This window comes from Mesorhizobium sp. M0870 (assembly GCF_040319775.1).
Lineage (GTDB): Bacteria > Pseudomonadota > Alphaproteobacteria > Rhizobiales > Rhizobiaceae > Mesorhizobium.
Genome location: NZ_JAMYOI010000004.1, coordinates 168783 through 187427 on the forward strand (window position 1 = coordinate 168783; position 18645 = coordinate 187427).

The 18645-nt window shown below is 63.0% G+C and carries 15 protein-coding genes and 2 tRNA genes; 15 read left to right on the top strand and 2 right to left on the bottom strand.

The window, feature by feature from the left end; genetic code table 11:
* The first annotated feature begins 114 nt into the window (after positions 1 to 114).
* The 10 genes from NKH97_RS07115 to NKH97_RS07160 all read left to right on the top strand — a co-directional run bounded on the left by NKH97_RS07115 (position 115) and on the right by NKH97_RS07160 (position 10805).
* Positions 115 to 3135 (top strand): caspase family protein, encoded by a 3021-nt coding sequence (locus NKH97_RS07115; protein WP_352795862.1) that lies wholly within the window; start codon positions 115 to 117, stop codon positions 3133 to 3135.
* Positions 3136 to 3238: 103 nt separating this feature from the next.
* Positions 3239 to 3787 (top strand): histidine phosphatase family protein, encoded by a 549-nt coding sequence (locus NKH97_RS07120; RefSeq protein ID WP_352795864.1) that lies wholly within the window; start codon positions 3239 to 3241, stop codon positions 3785 to 3787.
* Positions 3788 to 4016: 229 nt separating this feature from the next.
* Positions 4017 to 4090, top strand: a tRNA-OTHER gene (locus NKH97_RS07125).
* 2 nt (positions 4091 to 4092) lie between these two features.
* A tRNA-Asn gene (locus tag NKH97_RS07130) sits at positions 4093 to 4162 on the top strand.
* A gap of 352 nt (positions 4163 to 4514) precedes the next feature.
* On the top strand, positions 4515 to 5657 hold the full coding sequence (locus NKH97_RS07135) for a slipin family protein (RefSeq protein ID WP_352795866.1): 1143 nt from the start codon (positions 4515 to 4517) through the stop codon (positions 5655 to 5657).
* A gap of 233 nt (positions 5658 to 5890) precedes the next feature.
* Positions 5891 to 6172, top strand: coding sequence for an acyl carrier protein (locus NKH97_RS07140; RefSeq protein WP_010909964.1), 282 nt, complete (start codon positions 5891 to 5893; stop codon positions 6170 to 6172).
* A 56-nt stretch (positions 6173 to 6228) separates the two neighbouring features.
* The gene (locus NKH97_RS07145) at positions 6229 to 7419 is read left to right on the top strand and encodes a beta-ketoacyl-ACP synthase (RefSeq protein ID WP_128303982.1); all 1191 of its coding nucleotides are present in this window, start codon (positions 6229 to 6231) and stop codon (positions 7417 to 7419) included.
* Between the two features lie 51 nt (positions 7420 to 7470).
* Positions 7471 to 8742 carry a beta-ketoacyl-ACP synthase gene (locus NKH97_RS07150; protein WP_352679782.1) on the top strand — a complete coding sequence of 424 codons (1272 nt, stop codon included), beginning with the start codon at positions 7471 to 7473 and terminating at the stop codon, positions 8740 to 8742.
* Between the two features lie 37 nt (positions 8743 to 8779).
* Complete coding sequence (locus NKH97_RS07155) at positions 8780 to 9808, top strand: zinc-binding dehydrogenase (RefSeq protein WP_352773731.1); 1029 nt, start codon at positions 8780 to 8782, stop codon at positions 9806 to 9808.
* A gap of 13 nt (positions 9809 to 9821) precedes the next feature.
* Positions 9822 to 10805 carry a lipid A biosynthesis lauroyl acyltransferase gene (locus NKH97_RS07160; RefSeq protein ID WP_352795962.1) on the top strand — a complete coding sequence of 328 codons (984 nt, stop codon included), beginning with the start codon at positions 9822 to 9824 and terminating at the stop codon, positions 10803 to 10805.
* Between the two features lie 61 nt (positions 10806 to 10866).
* Here the strand turns inward: NKH97_RS07160 and NKH97_RS07165 are convergent, their stop codons facing one another.
* Entirely contained in the window at positions 10867 to 11295 is a 429-nt protein-coding gene (locus tag NKH97_RS07165) for a L,D-transpeptidase (protein ID WP_023812266.1), read from the bottom strand.
* A gap of 222 nt (positions 11296 to 11517) precedes the next feature.
* On the opposite strand from NKH97_RS07165, the gene NKH97_RS07170 reads away from it, so the two are divergent.
* The 5 genes from NKH97_RS07170 to NKH97_RS07190 all read left to right on the top strand — a co-directional run bounded on the left by NKH97_RS07170 (position 11518) and on the right by NKH97_RS07190 (position 18137).
* Entirely contained in the window at positions 11518 to 12798 is a 1281-nt protein-coding gene (locus NKH97_RS07170; protein WP_352795869.1) for an acetylornithine deacetylase/succinyl-diaminopimelate desuccinylase family protein, read from the top strand.
* Between the two features lie 162 nt (positions 12799 to 12960).
* Positions 12961 to 14439, top strand: a complete 1479-nt coding sequence (locus tag NKH97_RS07175; protein ID WP_023812268.1) for an ABC transporter substrate-binding protein — start codon at positions 12961 to 12963, stop codon at positions 14437 to 14439.
* 265 nt (positions 14440 to 14704) lie between these two features.
* Positions 14705 to 15652, top strand: coding sequence for an ABC transporter permease (locus NKH97_RS07180; protein WP_023812269.1), 948 nt, complete (start codon positions 14705 to 14707; stop codon positions 15650 to 15652).
* The gene (locus NKH97_RS07185) at positions 15649 to 16518 is read left to right on the top strand and encodes an ABC transporter permease (RefSeq protein ID WP_023812270.1); all 870 of its coding nucleotides are present in this window, start codon (positions 15649 to 15651) and stop codon (positions 16516 to 16518) included. Before NKH97_RS07180 ends, NKH97_RS07185 begins: the two co-directional genes overlap by 4 nt.
* Complete coding sequence (locus NKH97_RS07190) at positions 16515 to 18137, top strand: ABC transporter ATP-binding protein (protein WP_023812271.1); 1623 nt, start codon at positions 16515 to 16517, stop codon at positions 18135 to 18137. Before NKH97_RS07185 ends, NKH97_RS07190 begins: the two co-directional genes overlap by 4 nt.
* A 21-nt stretch (positions 18138 to 18158) precedes the next feature.
* Here NKH97_RS07190 and NKH97_RS07195 read toward each other — a convergent pair whose 3' ends face one another.
* Entirely contained in the window at positions 18159 to 18590 is a 432-nt protein-coding gene (locus NKH97_RS07195) for a TerB family tellurite resistance protein (protein WP_352609576.1), read from the bottom strand.
* Between the last annotated feature and the right edge of the window lie 55 nt (positions 18591 to 18645).

Here is an 18645-nt window from a genome sequence, read left to right on the forward strand (position 1 = left end):
GCGCAATCGCGCCCGAATTTGATCATGCCCTAATTTGATCATGGCCAAATTTGATCATGGTCCATTGGCAGCGTTATAGAGGGCTTGGATCATCAGGGCGGATGCGAACGACAAATGACCTTTGTCGAAACCTCGAAGCTTAATCTTTTGCGGCGGGCATGGCTGACGGCTTTCATCGCCGCACTGCTTTGCCTTGCCGCGACCGCGCTTGCAGTTGCCGAGACAAAAAGCCTTAAGGGCGTGGCGCTGATCATCGGCCAGTCGAATTACCTGCACATCGCCGCCCTGCCCAACCCCGCCAACGACGCCCGCGACATGGCCAAGATGCTGACCGACCTTGGCTTCGACGCCCGCAGCGTCACCGACCGCGACGCCACCAAGCTGAAGCGCGACCTGGAGCGGTTCACCGAAGATGCCGACGGCGCCGATGTCGCCTTCATCTACTACTCCGGTCATGGCATCGAGGCCGGCGGCGAAAACTATCTGGTTCCGGTCGATGCCGACGTCCCGTCGCTGAAGGATGCCGGCACCAGCCTTGTGCCGATATCGGCCGTCATGGAGGCATTGAAAAAGACAGTGCCGGTGACGATCATGCTGCTCGACGCCTGCCGCACCAATCCATTCCCCGCCGATGCCATGGTCCGGCGCTCACCGACCGCTTCCGCCTCGCCCATCGGCGCCGGCGGCTTGGAGCCGGTGCGCGGCGCGAAGGCGCTCGGCAATGCGCCGGCGGCCGACGCGAGCCTGGGTACGGTGGTCGGCTTTGCCGCAGAACCGGGTCGTCCAGCGCTCGATGGCGCCGCCGGCGAAAACAGCCCTTATGCGTCCGCTTTGCTGCGCCACCTCGCGGCGATGAAGGGTACCGAGTTCGGCTCGGTCATGCGCATGGTGACCGAGGAGGTCTATCTCGACACAAAGGCAAAGCAGCGCCCCTGGGTCAATGAGAGCCTGCGCCGCCTGCTCTATTTTGGTGTCGCACCAGCAGAGCCGACCGGCGACGACGGGCTGATCACCGGCGAGCGGCGCCAGCTACTGCTGACGATTTCCGACCTGCCCGACCCCAAACGGGCGCAGGTGGAACTGGCTTCGCTGCAGGAAGGCGTGCCGCTCGATGCACTCTATGGCGTGCTGAAGGCGCTCGGCACGGAAAAGATCCCGGAGGATCCGTCCGACCTGCAAAAGATGCTCGACGCCCAGGCCGAGCGCCTGAAGAAGATGATGTCCGAGCGCGCCGCGCTGCGCACCGACGATCCGGAGATCAAACGCCTGATCGCCTCCGCCGACAAGGCGATCGGCCAGGGCGCCATCGTGACGGCGCGGAAATTCCTCGACGATGCAGTCGGCCGGGTCGAGCAGACCGACGATGCGGTCGATGAAGCCGAAGACCTCGTCAAGCAGAAGCGTCTTGCCGATGCCGCGATCTACGCCAGGCGGGCCGACGCCTCGGGGCTGGTCTTCGACTACAGATCCGCCGCCGGCGACTATGCCAAGGCGTTTTCGCTGGCCGAAAAATGGGACGACAAGCTGCGCTGGAACTACAAGAACCAGCAAGCCGAGGCGCTGAACGCCTACGGCTACGCCACCGGCGACCTCGATGCGCTGCAGCACTCCATCGAGGCCTATCGCACCATTCTGAACTTCATCCCCAACGGCGAACAGAATCGCGACTGGGCGATCACCCGCAACAACATGGCGGTGGTGCTGCAGACCATCGGCGAGCGAGAGACGGAGACCGCGCGCCTTGAAGAGGCAGCGCGGATCTTTCGCGATTCCCTTGTCGTGTTCGAGCGCGAGAAGGACGATCTCAACTGGGCCGCCGCGCAGAACAATCTGGCCAATGTGCTGTTGAAGATCGGCGAACGTGAGAGCGACCCGAAACGCCTGAACGAGGCGGTGGTGGCGATGCGCGCCACACTCGAAAAACGCCCGCGCGACAAGGTCCCGCTCGACTGGGCCGCTTCGCAGAACAATCTCGGCCTGGCGCTCTATGCGCTTTCCGAGCGCGAGGCCGCCGGCGAACATCTGACGCAAGCCGAGGCGGCCTACCGGCTGGCACTTGAGGAATACACACGCGAAAAGGCGCCGGTTGAATGGGCGATGGTCGAGAACAATCTCGGCAACACGCTGGTGTCGCTCGGCATTCAGCTCAACGACAAGGCGAAGATAAACGAGGCGGCCAACGCGTTCCGTGCCGCGCTTGAAGTGCGAACCCGTGAAACCTTCCCCGTCTCATGGGCGACCAGCAGGCTCAACCTCGGCAACGCGCTGAGCGGTGTCGCTCGCTTCGATATGGGCACCGGCGCGCTCGAAGAGGCCGCGGCGGCCTATGACGATGCGCTGACAGTGTTTACCCGGCAGCGTTTCCCAATGGACTGGGCGTCGGCACAGAACAATCTCGGTTCGATCTACCAGACGCTTGGCCAGCGCACCCGCGATGCGGCCAAGCTCGAGCAGTCGGCAAGCGCCTTCCAGGCGGCCCGGCAGGTCTATGTCAGACGAAAATTTCCCCTCGACTGGGCAATGAGCCACTACAATCTCGGCAACACGCTGCAGCTTCTGGGCGGCGTGACCGACAAGCTGGAACATTACGGTGAAGCCATTGCCGCCTACCGCGATGCGTTGCGCGAGTACAAGCGCGAGACGAACCCGCGGCAATGGGCGCTGACCCAGGCGGGCCTCGGCTCGGCGCTGCATTGGCTGAGCATGAGCAATGCCGACCCCAAGACCTTGCTTGAGTCCATCGCAGCCCGCAGGGCAGCACTCGACGTGCTGACTGTCGACGCAGCACCTGTCGACTGGGCCAACGCACAAAACGGCATCGGCATGAGCCTGCTCAACCTCGGCAATCTCGAACGCACCGACAAGTACCTCGGCGATGCCGAAGTCGCCTTCACGGCGACGCTGAAGGTATTCACCAGGGAAAGCCTGCCCATGCAATGGGCCTTCGCGCAGAACAATCTCGGTGACGTCAGCTGGAACCGAGCCAGCTATGGCGGGGGCAAGGCCGAATATCAAAAGGCGATCGAATTCTTCGAGAACGCCAAGCAGGGCTTTACCGAAGCCGGCTACACAATCCCCATCCCGCTCACCGACCAGAAGATCGATCTGGTGAAGAAGCAGATGGCGAAGAAGTAGGTCTACGCATCCCGCCGACCGCGCCTTGTCTTTCGGCTGGCTTTACCGTCCCTATATGTCCCGTCACCGGAACCCATTGCCGGGAACCGGAGAAGGATAGCGGATGATTCGATTTGCCTTGGCGTTGTTCCTGTTTCTTATTCCCGGCGTGGCCCACGCCACGGATGCAGGCTGGGCGCTGCTGCGCGATGGCGGACATGTCGTGCTGCTGCGCCATGCCATGGTCACCGGCACCACCGACCCGGCCAATTTCGACATCGACAGTTGCGCCACCCAGATGAACCTGTCGGCCCGTGGCAAGCAACAGGCGAGCAAGATCGGCGCTCTGTTTGCCGCCCGTGCGGCACCGATCGAGCGCGTGTTGTCCAGCCGCTATTGCCGCTGCCTCGATACTGCCCGCATCGCCTTCGAGGCCGAGCCGGAGCTGTTTGCTCCGCTCGATCTCCTGAAGGGCGACGAGGCGCAGAAAGCCGAGCAGATCGCGGCGATCCTGAAAGAAATCCGCGCCTATTCCGGCTCCGACAATCTGGTCATGGTCACCCATCTGGAAGACATCGTGGCGCTGACCGGCATCTCGCCGCGCGAAGGCGAGGCCGTGGTCGTGGAGCCGCAGGGCGATAGCCTGCGCGTGCTCGGCCGGGTCACCTTCTGAGCTCCCTGCGCGCGATCGCTGACGTCGAAAGCGGTGTTGCCGAAATGCCACCGCCGCAAGAAGCCGCAAATCCGCCACGACAATGCCGCTTGCGACAACCCGTCGCAGGGGCTATAGGCGCGCTCCCGGTCACGAGAACCGAAGCGAGCACAACGGTTGGAGCTTTCGCCTCCGCCCGTGCAGGCGGCTTTGCCGCCCTGTATACGGCGCCGCTTTGGGGATTGGGATCGCGGATGTAGCTCAGCGGGAGAGCGCCGGATTTGGGTCCGGAGGTCGGGGGTTCAATTCCCTTCATCTGCACCACGGATAGCTCAGTTTGGTTAGAGCATCAGATTGTTAATCTGACTGTCGAAGGTTCGATTCCTTCTCCATTGGCCTGAAAAGCCATCCGAAAAACGGTCAGGGGACTGGAATGCGAAAGACTGAACGGATGGCCCAAGCCCTCGGGCGCGGATCATCCCAAGCGTCTTTCGCCATCGGCTCGCGGCCAGGCCCGCGGTGACGATCAAGGCGCAGTGTCGCCGGCAAAGGAAGCTCGGCCTCCGGCGCCCGCTTCGCTGCCCCGCGATCCGCTCCCGAAGGCCCGCCACGGATTGATGCCACCAGTCCCCGGATCATTCGTGCCCGGACGATGACGCAAGACGACGATGTGAAACGAGAAACGAAAGGAACGATCGACGCATGACTTGACGCCTCGCATGGGGCCATGCCCGACAGGAGTGAAACAATGACAATTCTCGACAAGGTTCTTGGACGCGAGCGCGTCCTCGTAAAGGAAAACGAACGTGCCCTCACCCTCCATAAGGGTGAGATCAAGACTGTCCTGCTGCCGGGCGAACATTGGCTCGCCAACCGGCGCGGCAGCCTTGAAGTGTCCCGGCACGATCTGAAGAACCCGGAATTCGTTTCGGCATACGAGAAGGCGTTGTTCGACAAGCTCCCGGATGTGGCCGCGCGTCATTTCACCGTCGTTCGCACCGGGCGCACGGATGTCGCCATCATCGAGCGTGACGGCAATCTGCACGCCGTTCTGGCGCCGGACCGCAAGCTCGTGCTGTGGACGGATGCCGGTCCGTGGAAGGTGACGCTGATCGACACATCGGTCGATCTCGCCATCGATGCGGCGGTCATGCGCCGGCTCGGCCAGGCCCGGAAGGCGGAATTGATGTCCGCCCACCCGGTCGTCGACGGTCAGGCCGGGCTGCTGTTCATCGACGGTGTCCTGGTCAGGACGCTGACGGCGGGCGTGCATGGCTTCTGGAACGTCGGACGCATGGTGCAGATCAAGGTCGTCGACCTCAAGCGCCAGTCGCTCGACGTTGCCGGGCAGGAAGTGCTGACCAAGGATCGCGTGACGATCCGCGTCAACATCGCAGCCGAATACCGGGTCGTCGATCCTGTCAAGGCGGTGAGCATGGTGAAGGACTTCTCCGAAGCCCTTTACCGCGCCCTGCAGTACGCCTTCCGCAAGACCCTTGGCGCGCTGACACTCGATCAGATCCTTGAAAAGAAGGTGACGATCGACGAAGAAGCCGCTGGCAAGGTCCGCGCTGATATGGCCGAGATCGGGGTGGAGGTCAGCGATATCGCCCTCAAGGATGTCACCCTGCCGGGCGAGATGCGCGAGATCCTCAACCAGGTGGTGTCGGCCGAAAAGCAGGCCGAGGCCAACATCATCCGTCGCCGCGAGGAGACGAACGCGACGCGTTCCCTCCTCAACACGGCCAGGGTGATGGCGGAAAACCCGGTGATGCTGCGGTTGAAGGAGCTTGAGGCTCTGGAAACCATCGCCGGCAAGGTCGAGCGGCTGACCGTCCACAACGGAACGGGCGGGCTGCTGAACGATGTGGTCAAGCTCCGCGACAGCTGATGCATGTCGCCCAAAGTGATTCCGGTTTTGGGAAAACGACATGCCTCGAAACAAAGGCTGACGTAGCGTCAACAAGAAGGGCCGCTGGGTAAACCGGCGGCCCTTCTTGCGTTTCCTGGATACCCTACCCATCTGCGCCCGGCGTATCAGGCCTTTTCCTGCCGGGAAAAACCGATTAGACAGCGCCCAAACAAGATGCGGACAGATTCCGCCCGCAACCGAAGGAAAAGCCCTTGTCCACCACGTTCGACAAAGTCGCCAAGATCATTGCCGACACCAGCGAGATCGATATCGACACCATTACGCCCGAGAGCCACACGATCGACGATCTCGGCATCGACAGCCTCGATTTCCTCGACATCGTCTTCGCCATCGACAAGGAATTCGGCATCAAGGTGCCGCTGGAAAAGTGGACCCAGGAAGTTAACGACGGCAAGGCTTCGACCGACGATTACTTCGTCATGAAGAACCTGTGCGCCAAGATCGACGCACTGGTTGCCGCCAAGACCGCCTGACTTCGGTTGAGCGCGTGATCTTGACGCGCCCTGCCGCCTGACCCACAAAGCCGCTCATGAGCAGCCCCCGCGACGTCGTCATCACTGGTATCGGCCTTGTCTCCTCGCTGGGGGAAGGTCCGGACGCCCATTGGCAGAAGCTCGCGCAGCCGGGCCTGGAACCGGTGCTCGAAGCGGCGCGCTTTGCACCCTATACCGTCCATCCATTGCCGGAGATCGACTGGAACCTGCAGATCGCCAAACGCGGCGATCAGCGCCAGATGGAAACCTGGCAGAGGCTCGGCACCTATGCCGCAGGCCTGGCGCTGGACGACGCCGGCATCAAGGGCAATGACGAACTCTGCACGACCATGGACATGGTTGTGGCCGCAGGCGGCGGCGAACGCGACGAGGCGGTCGATGCCGCCATTCTCGCCGCTTCGGAAAGCCGCAACGACCGCGATGTGCTGCTCAACGAGAAATTGACCACCGAATTGCGGCCGACACTGTTCCTGGCCCAGCTTTCCAATCTGCTCGCCGGCAACATCTCCATCGTCCACAAGGTGACGGGCTCATCCAGAACCTTCATGGGTGAGGAAGGTGCCGGTGTCGCCGCCGTCGAGACGGCAGCCGCGCGCATCCGCTCCGGCCAGTCGACGCACATCCTGGTCGGCGGCGCCTTCCAGACCGAACATTCCGACATGCTGCTCGGCTATGAACTCGCCGGCTATTTGCATCGCGGCCCGTGGAAGCCGGTCTGGCAAAGACAGGGGGCTGAGGGCGGCGGCGTCGTGACTGGATCCGGCGGTGCCTTCTTGGTGCTGGAGCAGCGCGAACACGCGACAAGCCGCGGACGAAAGATTTATGCCGAGCTTGGGCCGGTCGTCTCCGGCCGCGCCAGGCGCCCACGGGGAGAACTCGACACCGAGATCGCCGCACTGCTCAAGCAGGCTGCAATGCCGAACGGCAAATTACTGGCCCTGTCGGGCGCGTCAGGCGCCCATATGGCAACCATCGCCGAGAAAGCAGCGCTCGACGCCAATCCGGCGATTGCCGCGCGCGGCTTCTCGACGCTGACCGGGCACATGAAGGAAGCACAGTTTCCCTTCGCCGTGGCACTGGCGGCGCTGGCCGTCGATCGCAAGGCCGCCTACCCCGTTTTTGATGCCGCAGCCGAGAAGCCGTTCGAAGGGGTTCCCGCAACCGTCCTTGCAACGGCGATCGGCTATCACCAATTCGAGGGCATGGCGCTGATCAACGCCGCCTGAGGCGGTGTTCCACGATCCATGCCGCAACGATAAACGCTCGAGGGCTCCCGCATGGCCAATCTGAACGATCATATGGGCAGGCCGATCGTTGCCGTCACCGGCATCGGCGTGGTGACCTCGCTTGGCGTCGGCAAGGCCGACAATTGGGCGGCGCTGACCTCGGGCAAGTCGGGCATCCACCCGATTACCCGTTTTCCGGTCGATCATCTCAACACCCGCATCTCCGGCATGGTCGACTTCCTGCCATCGAGCTCGAAGGGCTCCAGCCACCTCACCTATGAACTGGCGGAAACCGCCGCGCGTGAGGCCGTGGCCGAATCCGGCCTCGATTCCGGTGATTTCGGTGGTCCTCTCTTCCTCGCTTCACCGCCGGTCGAACTCGACTGGCACGACCGCTTCGCGCTCTACAATTCCAACAAACTGGACTCCGGCGGCGAACGGCTGCTGCGGGTGGCGCGCGGATTGAAGGAACTGGACATTTTCGAGACCACGCAGTTCGGCTCGATTGCCGGCCGGCTCGCCGACCGTTTCGGCACACGCGGGCTGCCGATCACGCTGTCGACCGCTTGCGCTTCCGGCGCCACCGCGATCCAACTCGGCGTCGAGGCGATCCGCCGCGGCGAATGCGACCGGGCGCTGTCGATCGGCGCCGACGGTTCGGCAACCGCCGAGGCGCTGATCCGCTTCTCGCTGCTGTCGGCGCTGTCGACCCACAACGACATTCCCGAAAAGGCGTCAAAACCCTTCTCCAAGGAGCGCGACGGCTTTGTGCTGGCCGAGGGCTCCGGCGCTCTCGTGCTGGAATCGCTGGAAGCCGCGATGGCGCGCGGCGCCACGATTCTTGGCATCCTGCGCGGCTGCGGCGAAAAGGCGGACGATTTCCACCGCACCCGCTCGAAGCCGGACGCTTCGCCGGCGATCGCGGCGGTCCGTGCTGTGCTTGCCGATGCCGGCTTGAGCGAAGACGAGATCGACTACGTGAACGCTCACGGCACTTCGACGCCCGAAAACGACAAGATGGAGCATCTGTCGCTGTCGACCGTGTTCGGCGAGCGGATCGGCTCGATGCCGGTCTCGTCGAACAAATCGATGATCGGCCACACGCTGTCGGCGGCGGGCGCCGTCGAGGCGGCGTTCTCGCTGATGACGATGCGCGAAAGCGTCATTCCGCCGACCATCAACTATGACAATCCCGACCCCGCGATCGTGCTCGACGTGGTGCCGAACAAGAAGCGCAATGCCGAGGTTCGCACAGTTCTGTCGAACTCCTTCGGCTTCGGCGGCCAGAACACTTGCCTTGTCATGGCGCGGGAACCGGTCTAAGCGACCTTTTTCAGCCAGACCGAAACCGACAGGCCCAATGCGCGCATTGCAACTTATCGAGGACCGCCGTCTTGAAACGGTGGACCTGCCGCCCCCCTCACCGCCGGCACTTGGCGAAGTCACGCTGCGCATCAAGGCGGTGGCGCTGAACCATATCGACGTCTGGGGCTGGCGCGGCATGGCCTTCGCCAAGCGCAAGCTGCCTCTGGTCGTCGGCGCCGAAGCCTCCGGCGAGGTCGAGGCGGTAGGCCCCGGCGTTTCCAGCCTGCTGCCCGGACAATTGGTATCGATCTACGGCGCGCGCACCTGCGGCCTCTGCCGAGCCTGCCGCGAAGGCCGCGACAACCTCTGTGAACATGTTTCGGGTGTGCACGGTTTCCATCTCGACGGTTTCGCGCAAGAGAAGATCAACCTGCCGGCTCGCCTGCTGGTCCCTGCCCCGCCCGGCGTGACCGACATCGGCGCGGCGGTCGCGCCCGTCACCTTCGGCACGGTCGAGCACATGCTATTCGACAACGCCAGGCTACAGCCCGGCGAGACGATCCTTATCCATGCCGGCGGATCCGGCATCGGCTCGGCGGCCATCCAGCTGGCCAGGCGGATGGGCTGCACCATCATCACCACGGTCGGCTCCAACGACAAGATCGACAAGGCCAAGGCGCTCGGCGCCGACCATGTCATCAACTACCGCGACGACCGTTTCGAGGGCGTCGTGCGCAAGCTGACCAAGAAGAAGGGCGTCGATGTCGTCTTCGAACATGTCGGCGCCGACACTTTTGCCGCCTCGATGTTGTGCCTGAAGCGTGGCGGCCGCCTGGTGACCTGCGGTTCGACTTCCGGCGTGTCGACGCAGATCAACCTCATGCAGCTGTTCCAGCAGCAATTGAAACTGCTTGGCTCCTTTGGCTGCCGCATGGAGAACATGGCAAACGCCATGCAGAAAATGGCGGCGGGACAGGTCGCACCTGTCATCGACACCGAAGTCGACTTCGACGGTATAGATGCCGCGCTGAAGCGCATGGAAGGCCGCGACGTGTTCGGCAAGATCATCCTGCGCGTCGGCTAGAGCCTTGACCTCTGTGTTCAAGAAGTTCCGCCGGGATCTAAAATTTCGTTACGGCAGGCAACTGCGCCAGCTCAATTACTGGCTGGTGGCGCGGGCGGCGATGATGATCATCTCGGTCCTGCGTCTGCTGCCGGCCGACAGTGCGCTGAATTTCGCCGACCGCGTCGCACGCCTAGTCGGCCCCCGGGTGGGACGCCATCAGGTTGCCGTCGACAATCTGCGCAAGGCCTATCCGGAAAAGAGCGAAGCCGAGATCCAGGCGATCGCCTCCGACATGTGGGGCAACATGGCCCGTCTTGCCGCGGAATACATCTTTCTCGACGCCCTCTTCGACTATGACCCCACGGCCATCAAGCCCGCCCGCATCGAGGTCAAAGGAGCGGACCACTTCGTCGAAATCGCTGGCGAACAGAAGCCGCACATCGTCTTTACCGGCCATCTCGGCAATTTCGAATTGCTGCCGGTGGCGGCGGCGACCTTCGGCATGAACATCACGGCGCTGTTTCGGCCGCCCAACAATCCTTATCTTGCCGACTACATCCTCTCGACGCGCCGCTCGACCATGGGCTCGTTGCTGCCATCGATGGCCGGTGCTTCATTCGCCTTGGCCGGGGTCCTGGAGAACGGCGGCAACATCGGCATCCTTGTCGACCAGAAATTCTCCAAGGGACTGGATACGACGTTCTTCGGCCGTCCGTGCCAGAGCAATCGGGTGCTGGCCACCCTTGCCCGTCACTATGACTGCGACGTCTATCCGGCGCGCTGCATCAGGCTGCCAGGCAACCGCTTCCGGCTCGAAATCGAGGACAAGCTGACATTGCCGCGCACCGCTGACGGCAGCGTCGATGTCCACGCCACCACCCAGCGTCTCAACGATGTCGTCGAACGCTGGGTGCGAGAAGATCCCGGCCAGTGGATGTGGTTCCACAAAAGGTGGGAGATCAGCGGCGGGCGTCGAAAGCGGCCCTCGCAGGCAAAAGCGGTCCCAAACGCTTAAACAGAACTGCTGGCGAGGGTGTTAGCCCTGCGCCAGCCGACAACAGCGAACCTGAATCTCTTCAGTTCGTCACGACAATCCGCGTATTGCCGAAGCCGGCTTGCCGAACCATCGCATAGAAGGCGGCGGCGTTGGTCGGGTGCAAGCGCACACAGCCATGCGATGCCGGGCGCCCGAGCTGCCTCACCGCGCCGGTGCCGTGAATGGCATAGCCGCCGCGGAAGAACACGGAATGAGGCATCGGCGACATGTCGTATTTGCGCGAATACCACATCCGCGCCGTCCGTTGCGGCCGATAGCTGCCGCGCGGGGTAATGTAGCCTTTGCGCGCGGTGGAGACGCTCCACCGGTAAACCGACGCACCATATCTGACGGTCATCGTCTGCGACGACACGTCAATATTTGCAACGAGGCTGGCTGCCCAGCCCTGCCCCGAAGCACCGAACAGCATCGCAACAAACACGGCTGCCATGAGAACTGTCTTTTTCATGCGATCAAACCCCTTTGATTGCCCCTAACCTGTCTGCCCTCAAATTGTCTTTCATCTTTTTAATGGCAGATGAACGGGCTAACACACACACCTTGACCAATTCGCCAATCCAAAGCAGCGAATTTGAACGATTTCCCGCAATAGTTGCCGCAACGACACGCCGCCCAGGCTCGATCACCAACGGGCTTGCAAAACCGCTGAGATCGCTGCTCAACTCTGGGTATGAACGAGCGACTCCTCCGGGCAATCGATGACAGGCGCGACGATGTCGTCGCGCTGACCACTGAGCTGATCCGTTTTCCGACCATCAATCCACCCGGCGAGGCCTATCGGCCATGCGCCGAATATCTCGGCGCGCGGCTGAAGAAGAGCGGTTTCGAGACCGAATTCATCCGCGCAGAAGGCACGCCCGGCGACACCGACCGCTACCCGCGCGTCAATGTCGTTGCCCGTTTCGACGGAAGATCGTCAGGCGCCTGCGTCCACTTCAACTCACACATCGACGTGGTCGAAGCTGGCGACGGCTGGACCGTCGATCCTTTTGCCGGCATCGTCAAAGACGGCAAGGTCTACGGCCGCGGCGCCTGCGACATGAAGGGCGGTCTTGCCGCCTCGATCGTCGCAGCCGAAGCCTTCCTGGAAGTCTTCCCCGATTTTCCCGGCGCCATCGAAATATCCGGCACGGTCGACGAGGAGTCCGGTGGTTTCGGCGGCGTCGCCCATTTGGCCAGGCTCGGCTATTTCTCGAAGCCCAGGGTCGACCATGTCATCATTCCCGAGCCGCTGAACAAGGACCGCATCTGTCTCGGTCATCGCGGTGTCTGGTGGGCGGAGATCGAGACCAAGGGCGAGATCGCGCACGGCTCGATGCCGTTTCTCGGCGACAATGCCGTACGTCACATGGGCGCCGTGCTGAGGGCTTTCGAGGACGAGCTGTTCCCCGCACTCGACCGCAAGATGACGCGCATGCCGGTCGTGCCCGAAGGGGCAAAACGCTCGACCATGAACATCAATTCGATCCATGGCGGCCAGACCGAGGACTTCCGGCCCGGCCTGCCGTCGCCCAACGTGCCCGACTCCTGCCGGCTGACCATCGACCGCCGTTTCCTGCTGGAGGAAGATCTCGACACCGTCAAAGGCGAACTGACCGGTATTCTCGACCGGCTAAAGCGCGAGCGGACAAAATTCGACTACGAAATCCGCGACCTGATGGAAGTGCTGCCGCTGATGACCGAGCGCGACGCCCCGGTGGTCAAGGCGGTTGCGCAAGGCATAATGGCGATCTTCGACCGCGAACCCGACTACGTCATTTCGCCCGGCACCTACGACCAGAAGCACATAGCCCGCATCGGCCATATCTATGATTGCATTGCCTATGGGCCGGGCATTCTCGACCTCGCCCATCGGCCGGACGAATGGGTCGGCATATCGGACATGGTAGAATCGGCCAAGGTGATGGCAATAGGGCTCAACGTGCTGCTGCGCGGCACAGCCACGGAATAAGGTGCGCACCGCGACAAGCTTCGACCTGCCGATGCGGTCGCCAGGACAAAAAGATTCCCGGCCACGCCAATGGGCAGAACGAAACGCAATTTACTCCGTGGCGAAATCACGCTTCTATCGCCCGGGTTCGAGCACGTGTCTGAACGCATGGGGAGTTGCACGATGAAACTGTGGAAAACCATTCTGGCGGCCGCGGTGCTGTCGCTGGCCGCCGGCACCTCTGCGTTTGCCGCGCGAACCGACCTGGTCATCGGCATCGCGCTCGAACCCCCGCATCTCGATCCGACCGCCGGGGCGGCCGCGGCGATCGACGAGGTTCTCTACGCCAATGTGTTCGAAGGCCTGACGCGCATCGGGCCGAATGGCGAGGTGCTGCCGGATCTGGCCGAAAGCTGGACCATTTCCGATGATGGAAAGGTCTACACCTTCAAGCTGCACACCGGCGTGAAATTCCATGACGGCACCGACTTCGACGCCAGCGACGTGAAATTCTCGCTCGATCGAGCCCGCGCCGAAAATTCCGTCAACGCACAAAAGGGCCTGTTCGCCGCCATCGACAAAGTCGACGTGGTCGACCCGGCAACCGTCAAGGTCACGCTGAAAAACCCGCAGGGCTCGTTCCTCTACAATATGGGCTGGGGCGACGCGGTAATCGTGGCGCCGGAATCTGCCGATACCAACAAGGAGAAACCGATCGGCACCGGCCCGTTCAAGTTCCAGAGCTGGGCCAAGGGATCGTCGATCACCTTGGTCAAATCGGATAACTACTGGGGTACGCCGGCGTCCCTCGACAAGGCCGAGTTCCGCATCGTGCCGGATGCAGCCGCCTATGTGCCGGCGCTGCTCTCGGGCGACATCCAGGCTTTCCCGTTCTTCGATGCCGACAGCGTCGCCCAGGTCAAGGACGACCCGCGCTTCAAGGTTGTGATCGGCGCGACCGAGGGTGAGACCATCCTGTCGATCAACAACAAGAAGCCGCCTTTCGACAAGCTGCAGGTAAGACAGGCGATCTCCTACGCGCTCGACCGCAAGGCGATCATCGACGGCGCCTCGGCCGGCCTCGGGCAGCCGATCGGCTCGCATATGTCGCCGGCCAACAAGGACTATGTCGACCTCACCGGCCGCTACCCGCATGATGTCGCCAAGGCCAAGGAACTGCTGAAGGAGGCAGGCCTCGAGAACGGCTTCAAGGCGACGCTGAAACTGCCGCCGCCCGCCTATGCGCGGCTCGGCGGCGAGATCATCGCCTCACAACTTCGCGACGTCGGCATCGATCTGGAAATCATCCCGGTCGAATGGGCACAGTGGCTGGATCAGGTGTTCACCAAGAAGGATTACGACCTGACCATCGTCTCCCACACCGAGCCCAACGACATCGATATCTATTCGCGCAAGGACTATTATTTCAACTACGACAACCCGGCCTTCGACAAGGTGATTGCCGACCTCGGTGTCACCTCCGACGAAGCCAAGCGCAAGGAATTGCTGGGGCAAGCGCAGAAGATCCTGGCCGACGACGCCGTGGTCGGCTTCCTCTACGAATTGCCGAAGGTCGGAGTCTGGGACGCCAAGCTGCAAGGGCTGTGGGAAAACGCGCCGATCCAGGCCAATGATTTGACCAAGGTGAAGTGGTCGGATTGAAGACTCAGGCTGCCTGGCGGAACTTGCGCTCCGTCACACCCCCCTCTGCCCTGCCGGGCATCTCCCCCGCAAGGGGGGAGATCGGCAGTTTGGCCGATGGTGCACCCTTTGCAACCTTCTTGGTCTGCGCACCGTCAACGATTGGCGAAAGCCTCGATGAGAGCACAATCTCCCCCCTTGCGGGGGAGATGTCCGGCAGGACAGAGGGGGGTGTGCGGGAACGCAACCTTTGCCCGGTGGACAAAATAACAGTGCCTCCGCTTCCATGACCGCCTATCTCCTAAAACGCATCGCCGTCGCCATCGCCACGCTGCTGCTGGCTTCCATGGTGGTGTTCGCCGTGCTGGAGATCCTGCCCGGCGATCCGGCACGGCTGATGCTGGGCATGAACGCAAGCGCCGACCAGATCGAACTTCTCCGCAACCAGATGGGCCTCAACGCGCCACTGGCCTTGCGCTATCTGCACTGGGCCGGCGGCCTGCTCAGCCTCGATTTCGGCCGTTCCTACACCTATTCGGTGCCGGTCATCGACCTGGTGAGCGAGCGGCTTGCCGTCTCGCTGCCGCTGGCGCTGATTGCACTTGCGCTCTCCACCATCATCGCGATTCCCGTTGGCCTGTTTTCCGCCAGCCGGCGTGGACGCGCCGGTGATACGATTTCGATGGGTGCCGCACAGCTTGGCGTCGCCGTGCCCAATTTCTGGTTCGCGCTGATGCTGATCTATGTGTTCGCCGTCTGGCTGCGGCTGGTCCCGGCCGGTGGGTTTCCCGGCTGGAGTGCCGGCGTCTGGCCAGCCCTGAAATCGCTGCTGCTGCCGGCGGTCGCACTTGCCTTGCCGCAAGCCGCGATCCTGGCGCGCGTCACCCGCTCGGCGCTGATCGAGGTGCTGAGCGAAGACTACATCCGCACCGCCCGCGCCAAGGGCCTGCCCTATCGCGCAGTCTTGTGGCGGCATGCACTGCGCAACGCCATGATCCCGGTCCTGACCATTCTGGGCCTGCAATTCGCCTTCCTGCTTGCCGGCACCATCATCATCGAGAATGTTTTCTATCTGCCCGGCCTCGGCCGGCTGGTATTCCAGGCGATCACCCAGCGCGATCTGATCGTCGTCGAAAGCGTCGTCATGCTGCTGGTCGCCGCCGTCATCGCCGTCAACCTTCTCGTCGATCTTTCCTATGCGGTTGTCGATCCGCGCCTGAGAAGCCGGCAATGACACTGCACATCGACATCCCAGAGGAGACGTTCGGCAGCATCCTGGCCAAGGCATTCAGGAACACCGCCTTCGTGGCCGGTTTCGTCATCACCCTGCTGATCCTGGCAATGGCAATCGTCTCCTATGCGTGGACGCCCTACGACGTCACCAAACTGGTGATATCGGACAAGACGCAAGCCCCCTCTCTGACGCACTGGTTCGGCACCGATCATTTCGGCCGCGACATCCTGTCGATGGTCATGGTCGGCGCCCGCAATTCGATTGCCGTGGCGCTGGTCGCGGTTGGCATCGGCATGGGGGTCGGCGTGCCGCTCGGCGCCTTTGCCGCGGCACGCGGCGGCCTCGTCGACGAGGCACTGATGCGGCTGAACGATCTCGTCTTCGCCTTCCCGGCTTTGCTGTCGGCGATCATGATCACCGCCATCTTCGGGCCGGGCGCGATCAACGCCATCATCGCCATCGGCATCTTCAACATTCCGGTCTTTGCCCGTGTCGCCCGCGCCGGCGCGCTGGCGATCTGGCCGCGCGAGTTCATTCTGGCCGCGCGCGCCGCCGGCAAGAGCAGCACGCAGATCACAATCGAACATGTGCTGCCCAACATCGCCACGCTGCTCCTGGTGCAGGGCACCATCCAGTTCGCGCTGGGCATCCTGGCCGAGGCCGGGCTTTCCTATCTGGGCCTGGGTGCCCAGCCGCCGATGCCGAGCTGGGGCCGCATGCTGTTCGACGCGCAGACCCGCATGGTGGTGGCGCCATGGATGGCGATCTTTCCGGGCATGGCGATCGTCGTCGCCGTGCTGGGACTGAACCTGCTGGGCGACGGCATTGCCGACATCCTCGATCCGAAATCGCGGCGGCAGCGATGAGCCTGCTCGACATTGAGAACCTGTCGCTGACTATCGGCGACACGCAGATCCTCAGGGGTATGGAGCTTTCCGTCGCGCCCGGTGAGGTAATGGGGCTGGTCGGCGAATCCGGTTCGGGCAAATCGATGACCGCGCTGACGGTGATGCAGCTTCTGCCCCATGCCGCGCGCGCCACCGGACGCGTCACATTCGACGGTATCGACATCCTGGCAGCAACCGAGGACCAGATGTGTGCGCTGCGCGGCGACGACATCGGCATGGTGTTTCAGGAGCCGATGACCGCGCTTAACCCGGTCAAGACCATCGGCGAACAAGTCGCCGAAGGCATCCGCTGGCACACCAAGGCCAACCGCGCCGAAGCCGAAGACCGGGCGCGAAAGATGCTCGACCGCGTCGGCTTGCCCGAGGCGAAATTCCCGATGGCGCGCTTTCCGCACGAACTGTCCGGCGGCCAGCGCCAGCGCGTCGTCATCGCCATCGCCTGCGCGCTGAAGCCGAAGCTGCTGATCGCCGACGAACCGACGACGGCGCTCGACGTGGTGCTGCAGGCACAGATCCTCGACCTGTTGCGCGACCTCGTCGCCGAAAGCCGCATGGGCCTGCTCCTGATCTCGCATGACCTCGCCGTGGTGACCGAGATGGCCGACCGCATCACCATCCTGCGCCATGGCGAGGTGATGGAGGCCGGCGACACGGCGCGCACGCTGTCCGAACAGACCCACCCCTACACGCGCCAGCTGGCGCAGGCCTCGATGCATGTGCCGGCGCGCGCCAGGCCGCATGACATCGAGACGGGCCAACCTTTGCTTCAGGTCGAAAGCGTGACCCGCGACTATCCCGGCCGACGCACCTCATTGTTCAAACGCGCGCCTGGTATCCGAGCCGTCGACGATGTCTCCCTGTCGATGGCGCCGGGTCAGTCAGTGGCGCTGGTCGGCCGCTCCGGTTGCGGCAAGTCAACGCTCGCCCGCATGATCCTGGCGCTGGACCAGCCAAGCTCGGGCACGATCCGGTTCCGAGGCGAGACCGTCACCGGCAAGAGCGAAGCCGAGCTGAAGCCGGCGCGACGTAACATGCAGGTCGTCTTCCAGGATCCCTACGGTTCCTTCGACCCGCGCCAGAAAGTCGAAAAACTGATCGCCGAACCCCTGCATGTGCTGGAGAAAAAGCCGACGCGCGCCGAACGCCGCGAGATGGTGGCGCATGCGCTGCACGAAGTCGGTCTCGGCATCAGCGACATGGACAAATACCCGCACGAATTTTCCGGCGGCCAGCGCCAGCGCCTGTCGATCGCCCGCGCCATCATCACCCGCCCCAAGCTGGTCGTCGCCGACGAGCCGGTCTCGGCGCTCGATGTCTCGATCCGCGCCCAGATCCTCGATCTGTTCGCCGAACTCAACCAGAAGCTCGGCATCGCCTACCTCTTCATCACCCACGACCTGACCGTCGCGCGCGCCATCACGGACGAGGTGCTGGTCATGCATGACGGCAAGGTTGTCGAGCGCGGCAAGACGAGCGAGGTGCTCGACCACCCGCAATCCGAGGCTGCCAAGGCGCTTGTCACCGCCGCCCCTGACTTGCACCGGGCAATCGCGAAGCGGCTGCGAGAGCAAGGCTGATCAGGAGAGAAGGCGGCCCAATCACTCCTGCGGCTTCACCACATCGACCGGGCTGATATCGAGCAGGTCGAGCGTGCGGCGCAGCAGGCGTATCTCGCTCTCGGCCAGTTGCGAATCCGCCTTGGCAATCTCCGCCATATGTTTGGCCAATTGCCGGCGCCGCTCGACATCGAGGTCGCGGAACAGTGCGATCGCCTGCGAACCATTGGTCTCGTAGCCGAACTCGTTGAGATATTCGATGACGCTGTCGATACTGCTTTCCGCAATGCCGAAGGCGTCCTTGCAGATGCGCCGGAAGGCAACCATCTCGCTCTCGCTGACAGACCCGTCGGCCAGGATCATGCGAAACAACATCAGCAGTTCCGCCGACAGGACCGGATCGTCCGCCACCTTGCGCACACCCGGGTCGCCGTCGAATATTTGACGTATCTGGTCCAGCAATGCGAATGCCATCAGGAGCCTCTTTCCGGGTTAACCACACAAATACAAATCCAAGCGCGATGCGCTT